The sequence below is a fragment of the Amycolatopsis kentuckyensis genome (genome assembly GCF_002155975.1).
GTDB lineage: Bacteria > Actinomycetota > Actinomycetes > Mycobacteriales > Pseudonocardiaceae > Amycolatopsis > Amycolatopsis kentuckyensis.
On sequence record NZ_MUMI01000546.1, the window covers coordinates 1 to 8,354 of the forward strand.

General features: G+C 75.7%; 3 protein-coding genes. All 3 read left to right on the top strand.

Annotated features, from left to right (window positions below):
* The coding region (locus CCN39_RS41265) for a type I polyketide synthase (RefSeq protein WP_143264350.1) at positions 1 to 1,382 on the top strand (1,382 nt) is incomplete at its 5' end.
* A gap of 28 nt (positions 1,383 to 1,410) precedes the next feature.
* On the top strand, positions 1,411 to 5,742 hold the full coding sequence (locus tag CCN39_RS41270; protein WP_086851759.1) for a type I polyketide synthase: 4,332 nt from the start codon (positions 1,411 to 1,413) through the stop codon (positions 5,740 to 5,742).
* 8 nt (positions 5,743 to 5,750) lie between these two features.
* A partial coding sequence (locus CCN39_RS41275) for a type I polyketide synthase (RefSeq protein WP_158104595.1) occupies positions 5,751 to 8,354 on the top strand: 2,604 nt, incomplete at its 3' end.

The following is an 8,354-nucleotide window of genomic DNA, read 5'->3' on the forward strand; positions in this document are numbered from 1 at the left end:
GCTCGGCGATCGCCGAGCACGCCGGCCGCTTCGCCCTCGCGGGTGCCCGCCCCGGCGCCCCCCTGGCCGCGGCGCTCGACGCCGGTGAGCCGCAGTTCGCCGTGCGCGACGGCGCGGTGCTCGTGCCCCGGCTGGCGCGGTCCGCCGCCGAACCCTCCACTGTGGACTTCGGGGACGGCACCGTGCTGGTGACCGGCGGCACCGGCGGGCTCGGCGCCCTGGTCGCCGAGCGGCTGGTGACCACGCACGGCGTCCGTGACCTGCTGCTGGTCTCGCGCCGCGGCGGCGACGTCCCGGCCCGGCTGGCCGGACTGGACGCCCGCGTCCGGGTGGCGGCGGCCGACGTCGCCGACCGCGCGGCCCTCTCGGCACTCTTGGCGGGCGAGAAGCTCACCGGGGTCGTCCACGCCGCCGGCGTCCTGGACGACGCGACGCTCACCGGGCTCACGCGAGCGCAGCTGGACACCGTGCTGCGGCCCAAGCGCGACGCCGCCTGGCTGCTGCACGAGCTCACCGAAGACCAGCCCCTCGCCGCGTTCGTGCTGTTCTCCTCGATCGCGGGAGTGCTCGGCAACCGCGGCCAGGCGAACTACGCGGCCGCGAACGCGTCCCTCGACGCGCTGGCGGAACACCGGGCGGCGCGCGGGCTGCCGGGCGTGTCGATCGCGTGGGGCCTGTGGGACACGGCGACCGGCATGACCGCCGCGATGACCTCGACGGACCGCTCGCGGCTGACCGGCGTCCGGCCGATCACCGAGGCGCAGGGGCTCGCCGCGTTCGACGCCGCACTGGGGCTGTCGGGCACGGTCGTGGCGTCCGCTTGGGACACCGCGGCGCTGCGGGCGGCCGACGAAGTGCCCGCCGTCCTGCGGAGTTTCGTACCGGTGCGCCGCGCTGCCCCGGCCGCTCCGGTTTCGACGGGCCTGGCCGGGCAGCTCGCCGGGCTGGACCGGGAAACCGCGGCCGCGACGGTGACCGGCTTCGTCCGCACGGAGGTCGCCACGGCGCTCGGGCACCGGTCGCCGGCGTCGGTCGAGGTGGCGAAGCCGTTCAGCGAACTGGGGATCGACTCCCTGACGTCGGTGGAGCTGCGCAACCGCATCGGAGCCGGCACCGGGCTGCGGCTGCCCGCGTCGCTGCTGTTCAACCACCCGACCGTCGAGCTGCTGGCCGCGCACCTGCTCGGCGAGCTGCTCCCCCCGCCGCCGGACCCCGCGCGGCGGCTGCGCGAGGCCCTCGGCGACGTGCTGCCGGGTGCGGACGCCGAAGAGCGCGCGCGGCTGGCGGAGGTGCTGCGGGAGGCCCTGGACGGGCTCGGCTCGGAGCCCGCGCTCGGCCTCGCCTCGGACGACGAGCTCTTCGCCTTCATCGACGAGCTGTGACCTTTTGCGAACGGATAGGGGTTCGGTTATGACCGGCGAAGACAAGCTTCGCGACTACCTGAAGCGGGCGACGGTCGAGCTCGCGGGCGCGCGCCGCCGGCTGGCCGAGTACGAGGCCCGCGAGAGCGAGCCCATCGCCGTGATCGGCATGTCCTGCCGGTTCCCCGGCGCTCCCGACGTCGACTCGTACTGGAAACTGCTGCGCGAGGGGCGGGCCGCCGAAGTCGGCGACGTGCCCGACGGCCGGTTCGACCACGTGCCCGGCGTCCGGCGGCGCGGCGCCTTCCTGTCCGAAGTGGACGGCTGGGACGCCGGGTTCTTCGGCTACGCCCCGCAGGAAGCGCTGCGGATGGACCCCCAGCAGCGGCTGCTGATGGAGCTGGCGTGGGAGGCGATGGACGACGCGGGGACCCCGGCGCCGCGGTTGCGGGGCAGCCGCACCGGCGTGCTGCTCGGGTTTTCCGACGCGTTCCAGTACGGCCAGGTCGAGGCGGAGCGCGAAGGCACCGGTGTGTACGCCGATCCGTACATGGGCCAGGGCAGCCTCGCCAGCGTCGTCGCCGGGCGGCTGGCCTACCACTTCGACCTGCGCGGGCCGGCGTTCTCGCTGGACACGGCGTGCTCGTCGACGCTGGTCGCGGTGCACCTCGCGGCCCGCGCGCTGCGGGCGGGCGAATGCGACTACGCCCTGGCGGGCGGCGGTTTCCTGGCGCTGCACCCGTTCCTGTACGTGTACAGCAGCCGCAACGCGCTGCTCTCGCCGACCGACCGCTGCCACACGTTCGACACGAGCGCGGACGGCTACATGATGGGCGAGGGCGGCGGCATGGTGGTGCTGGCCCGCCTGTCGGACGCGGTGCGCGACGGCCACCGCATCCGCGCGGTGATCCGCGGGTCGGCGGTGAACCAGGACGGCCGCAGCAACGGCCTGACCGCCCCCAGCCGCGGCGCGCAGGTCGAGGTGATCCGCCGTGCCCTCCTCGACGCCGGTGCCGCCCCGGACGACGTCGACTTCCTCGAGGCGCACGGTTCGGGCACGCCGCTGGGCGACGAGATCGAGCTGGGCGCGCTGGGCGACGTGTTCGGCGGGCGTCCGGCCGAGCGGCCGCTGACGGTCGGGGCGGTGAAGACGAACATCGGCCACACCCACACGGCGGCGGGGATCGCCGGGCTGATCAAGACGGTGCTGGTGCTGGAGAACGGTGAAGTGCCACCGAACCTGCACCTGGACAACCCGGCGGAGCAGGTGCTGGCGAACCCGGCGGTGCGCCCGTCGACGGGGCCGGCGGCGCTGCCGGACCGCGGCCGCCCGCCGGTGGCGGGGGTGAGTTCGTTCGGCTGGTCGGGGACGAACGCCCACCTGGTCCTGGAAGCCGCGCCGGCCTCGGTCCGGGCGGCGGTGGAGCCGGTGGCCGAGCTGATCCCGGTGTCGGCGGCGTCGGCGGCCGCGCTGAGCGCGCAGCTCACGCGGCTCAGCGAGAGCACCGACGTGGCCCTGGCCGACCTTGCGCACACCCTGCGCGAAGGCCGCGCCCCCCTGGACCACCGCCGGGCCGTCGTCGCCACCAGCCTCGGCGACGCCGCCCGGCAACTCGCCTCGGCCGCCCGGACCCCCGGCGTCCACCGCAAGCCGGGCACCCCGAAGGTCGCCTTCCTCCTGCCCGGCGTCGGGGACCAGTACCGCGGCCTCGCCACCCGGCTCCACCGCGACGAGCCCGTCTTCGCCCGAGCCGTCGACGAATGCTGCGCCATCGCCGCCGAGCGGTGCGGCGTCGACCTCGAGGCCGCCTTCTTCGCCGAGCCGATCGACGTCGGCGCGCCGTCGTTCTTCGGGGCCGGCCACGGCGATGACCTCCTCGACCGCGCCGAGGTCGCGCATCCCCTCCTCTTCACCGTCGAATACGCGCTCGCCCGGCTCCTCGCCGACCGCGGGGTCCGGCCCGACCTGCTCGTCGGCTACAGCCTCGGCGAGTACGTCGCCGCCTGCCTCGCGGGCGTCTTCACCCTCTCCGATGCCCTGTACGTCGTCACCGGGCGGGCGCGGCTGATCGGACGGGCGCCGGCCGGGCGGATGCTCGCCGTCGCCGCGTCCGCGAGCCGGATCGCCGAGGCGCTCTGCCCGATGCGGGTCGACGTGGCCGCGCTGAACGGCCCGCAGATGACCGTCCTCAGTGGATCGCCGGACGAGGTCGAAGCCGCCGCCCGGCAGCTGAAAGAGGCCGGCCTCGCCGCGCGGGTCCTGCGCTCGGCGCACCCGTTCCACTCCACCCTGCTGGAGCCCGCCCGCGACGCACTGGCCGAGCTGGTCGCCTCCGTGCCCCGCCGGGCGCCGAAGGTGCCCATCGTCTCGAACGCGACCGGCACCGTCCTCACCGACGCCGAAGCCGTCGACCCGCGGTACTGGGCCGGCCACCTCTGCCGCCCGGTGCGGTTCGCCGACGGCGTCCACCACTGCGCCGGCGAGGACGTCGACGCCTACGTCGAGCTCGGCCCGGGCCAGACGCTCGGCGGCCTGGTCCGCCAGAACCAGGCCGGGGCCCGCCCCGCCGTGCTCGGCACCCTGCCCGCGCCCTGGCCGGTCGAGAACCGCCCCGCCGAAGGCACCGCCCTGCTGGAGACCCTCGCCCGGCTGTGGGAGCTCGGGGTCGACGTCACGACCCCGCACACCGGCGGCCGCACCGTGAGCCTGCCCGGCTATCCCTTCCAGCGCACGAAGTTCTGGCCCCCGGCGACCCGCACCCGAGCCGAGCCGGTGGCGGAGCACGGCCGGCTCTACGCCCCGGTGTGGCGCCTCGACCCCACCCGCCCCACGGCCCCGCCGCGCGGCTCGCTGATCACCACCGACGGCGAGCTCGCCACGCTGGCCGCGGAAGCGGGGATGGCCGTCGGCACCGATCCGGCCGCGCTCCCCCAGCCCCTGCACGTCGTCCACGACGGCGGGTTCGACGACCTCCTGCGCACCGTCCAGGCCCTCGAAGGCCACGACGTCCGGTTGCTCACCGTCACCACCGGCGCGGCCGAGATCACCGGCGGCGACCTGACCGACCCGGACGCCGCATCGGTGCACGGGCTCGGCCGCGGCGTCCGCGCCGAGTACCCGGGCCTGCGGTGGCGCGGTGTCGACGTCGAACCCGGCACCCCGGCGAAGCACCTCTTGGACGAGCTGGCCCGCCCCTGGACCGACGACGCCGCACGGGAACCGGTGCTCGCCGGCTGGCGTGGCGGACGCCGCCGCGTCCAGGAGTACACCGAGATCACCCTCGGCGACGGCACGCCGGACTGGGGCGGCACGCACGTGATCACCGGCGGCACCCGCGGGCTCGGCATGATCGTGGCCAAGCACCTCGTCCGGCACGGCGCCCGCAAGCTCGCCTTGATCAGCCGCACCGGTGCCGCGGACCCCGGCGACCTCGCGGACCTGGAACCCGCCGAGGTGCTGGTGCTCACCGCCGACACGGGCGTCCCGGAACAGCTGGCCGAAGCCCTGCTCGAAGCCCGAGCTCGGTTCGGCGAGCTCGACTCGATCGTGCACGCCGCCGGCCTGCCGGGCGGCGGGCTCGCGCAGCGCCGCACCGCCGAGGACATGCACCGCACGCTCGCCCCGAAGGTCCGGGCGGTCCGCCCGCTCTTGGACGCGCGGCCCCGGCGCCTGGTCCTGTTCTCCTCGATCGTCACGGTCGTCGGCGGCATCGGCGAAGCCGACTACTGCGCGGCCAACAGCGTCCTCGACGCCCACGGCGCCGCACTGTCCACAGCGGACACCCAGGTGGTGACCGTCGCCTGGGGACACTGGCAGCACGACTCCTGGGCCGACGCGGCCACCGGCGAAGCCCGCCTCGCCTACCGCCGCCGATACGGCTTCACCGCCGAAGCCGGCTGCGCGCTGCTCGACCAACTGGCCGGCACCGGCTTCCGCGGCACGGTCGTCGCGCTGCGCCAGGACCTGCCGGCGGCCCGCCGCGAGCTGGCCGAGCTGAACGACCTCGGCGGGCTCCTCGAAGCGGCACCGACGCCGAAATCACGCTACCCGCGGCCGCCGTTGCGCACCGAGTACGCCGCCCCGCGCGGCGAGCTCGAGACCGACATCGCCGGCGTCTGGGGCGAGTTCCTGGGCATCGACGCCGTGGGCGTGCACGACCCGTTCTTCGACCTCGGCGGCAACTCGCTGGTCGGCATGGCGATGGTGGCGGCGCTGGAGAAGCGCCTCGGCCGCCGGATCGCGCCGGCTGTGCTTTTCGGCCACCCCACCGTGGCCGCGTTCGCCGCCGCCCTGACCGACACCGACTCCCCCGCCCCGCGGGCGGCCACCACCGGATCCGCGCGGGGCCAGCGCCGCCGCCTGGCCGGCACCCGGAAATGAGGGACACCGTGACCGACACCAGCAGCGAGTTCTCGCCCACGGACATCGCCGTGGTCGGCATGGCCGGCCGCTTCCCGGGCGCCGACGACGTCGGCGCGCTCTGGGAGAGCATCCGCGCCGGCCGCTCCGGCATCACCCGCTTCACCGACGAGGAACTCCTGGCCGCGGGCGTTCCCGCCGACCGGCTCGGCGACCCGGCCTACGTCAAGGCGGGCGCCGTCGTGCACGGGGTCGAGGACTTCGACGCGGGCTTCTTCGGCATCAACCCGAAGGAAGCCCAGATCCTCGACCCGCAGCACCGGCTCTTCCTGGAGCACAGCCAGCACGCCCTGGAGGACGCGGCCTGCGACCCGGCGCGGTTCGACGGCGCGATCGGCGTGTTCGCCGGCTGCGCGTGGAGCACCTACCTGACCCACAACCTCACCCCCGCCGAGGCGGCCCGCGAGATGGGCGAGATCGCCATCGCCCTCGGCAACGACAAGGACACCCTGGCCACCCGGGTCTCGCACACCCTCGGCCTGTCCGGCCCCGCCTTCAGCATCCAGAGCGCGTGCTCGACGTCGCTGGTCGCGGTGTGCGTCGCGGCGAGCAGCCTGGCGAACTTCGAATGCGACGTCGCCCTCGCGGGCGGGGTCTCGATCGGCGTGCCGCACCGCGTCGGCTACCTCTACCAGCAGGGCGGCATCGCGCCGCCGGACGCCGAGTGCCGCGCGTTCGACGCCGCGGGCCTGGGTGCCCCGCTCGGCGGCGGGGTCGGCGTGGTCGCGCTGCGCCGGCTGGAGGACGCGCTCGCCGACGGCGACCGGGTGTACGCGGTGCTGCGCGGCTGGGCGGTCAACAACGACGCCGGCCGCAAGGTCGGCTTCACCGCGCCCGGCGTCGAGGGCCAGGCCACGGTGATCGCCGAGGCGCTCGCCGCCGCCGGGCTGGAACCCGCGGACATCGGGTACGTCGAGGCGCACGGCACCGGCACCGCCCTGGGTGACGCAGCCGAGATCGCCGCGCTGCAACAGGTCTTCGCGGGCCGGTCGCTGCGGATCGGCTCGGTGAAGACGAACGTCGGGCACCTCGACCGCGCCGCCGGCGTGACGAACCTGATCAAGGCGGCGCTCGCGCTGCACCACGGGGAGATCCCGCCGACGCGCAACCTCGGCACGCCCAACCCGCAGCTCACCGCGGGCGGCGCCGAGCTGACCGTGGTCACCGAGCGCACGCCGTGGCCGCGCACGGACACCCCGCGCCGCGCCGGCGTCAGCGCGTTCGGCATCGGCGGCACGAACGCCCACGTCGTGCTGGAGGAGGCGCCGCTGCCGGTGCCCGCCACCGGGCCGGCCGGGCCGGAGCTGCTCGTGTGGTCGGCCCGGTCGGCCGCCGCCGCCGACGCGGCCACCGCGAATCTCGCCGCCCACCTGGCGACCTCCGGTGACGCGCTCGCCGACGTCGCCCACACGCTCCAAAGTGGACGGACGACGTTCGGGCACCGGCGGATGCTGGTCGCCGGCTCTTCCGGCGAAGCGGCCGGGCTGCTGGCCCGGGGTGCGGTGTCTGCGTCGGGCGACGCGGGCACCGGCCGCCGCGTCGGGTTCCTCCTCGCGGGGACCGGCGAGCAGTACCCGGGCCTGGCTGCGGAACTGTACGAGACGGCGCCGGTGTTCCGGGCCGAGCTGGACCGCTGCCGCGCGCTGCTGGGTCCGTCCGTGCTGGACGAGATGCTCGGCGAGCGCGCCGGCTCGGGCGGGCTGGCCGCGTTGCTGGGCCGCACGGACGGAGGCTCGCGCGCGGGCGACCGCACCGAGGTGCTGCACCCGGCGCTGTTCGCCGTCGAGTACGCGCTGGCGCAGCTGGTGCGCTCGTGGGGCGTCGAGCCGTCGGTCCTGGTCGGGTACAGCCTCGGCGAGTACGTGGCCGCGTGCCTGGCCGGGGTGTTCTCGCTCGAGGACGCGCTCGCGCTGGTGACGCACCGCGCGCAGCTGATCGCCGCGTTGCCCGGCGGGGCGATGGCGGCCGTGCCGCTGCCTTTCGACGAGGTGCGGGCCCGGATCGCCGGGACCGGTCTCGACATCGCGGCGGTGAACGGGCCGCAGCTGACCGTCGTGTCCGGGACTTCGGCGGACATCGCTGCCCTGCGGGCGTCGCTGGGCGACATCCCGTGCCGGCCGCTGGCGACCACGCATGCGTTCCACTCCCGGCAGCTCGCTTCGCTGCGCGAGGAGCTGACCGCGTGGGTCGCCGCTCACGTGACGCTGTCCGCACCGGCGATCCCGTACGTCTCCAACGTGACCGGCGAGCTGGTCACCGAGGCGCCCACGCCCGGGTACTGGGCCGAGCACATGTGCGCCCCCGTCCGGTTCGACGACGCCCTGGCGACGGTGCTGGCCGACGAGGACACGGTGCTGCTGGAGCTCGGCCCGGGCCGGTCGCTGGGCGCGATGGTGCGCGGGCACCGGGCGTGCGCGCCGAAGCGCTGGGCTTCGGTGATCCCGACGCTGCCCGGTGCGGACGACCCGGCCTCGGCTTCGGTGGCCCTGACCGAAGCGGCCGGCCGGCTGTGGCTGGCCGGCGTGGACCTGGACTGGACGGGTGTCCGCGGCGGCCGCGGACACCCGTCCAGT

What these genes read in the sequence shown, in the direction of transcription:
- CCN39_RS41270 (WP_086851759.1), top strand. Translation starts at nt 1,411, where the DNA reads ATGACCGGCGAAGACAAGCTTCGCGACTACCTGAAGCGGGCGACGGTC.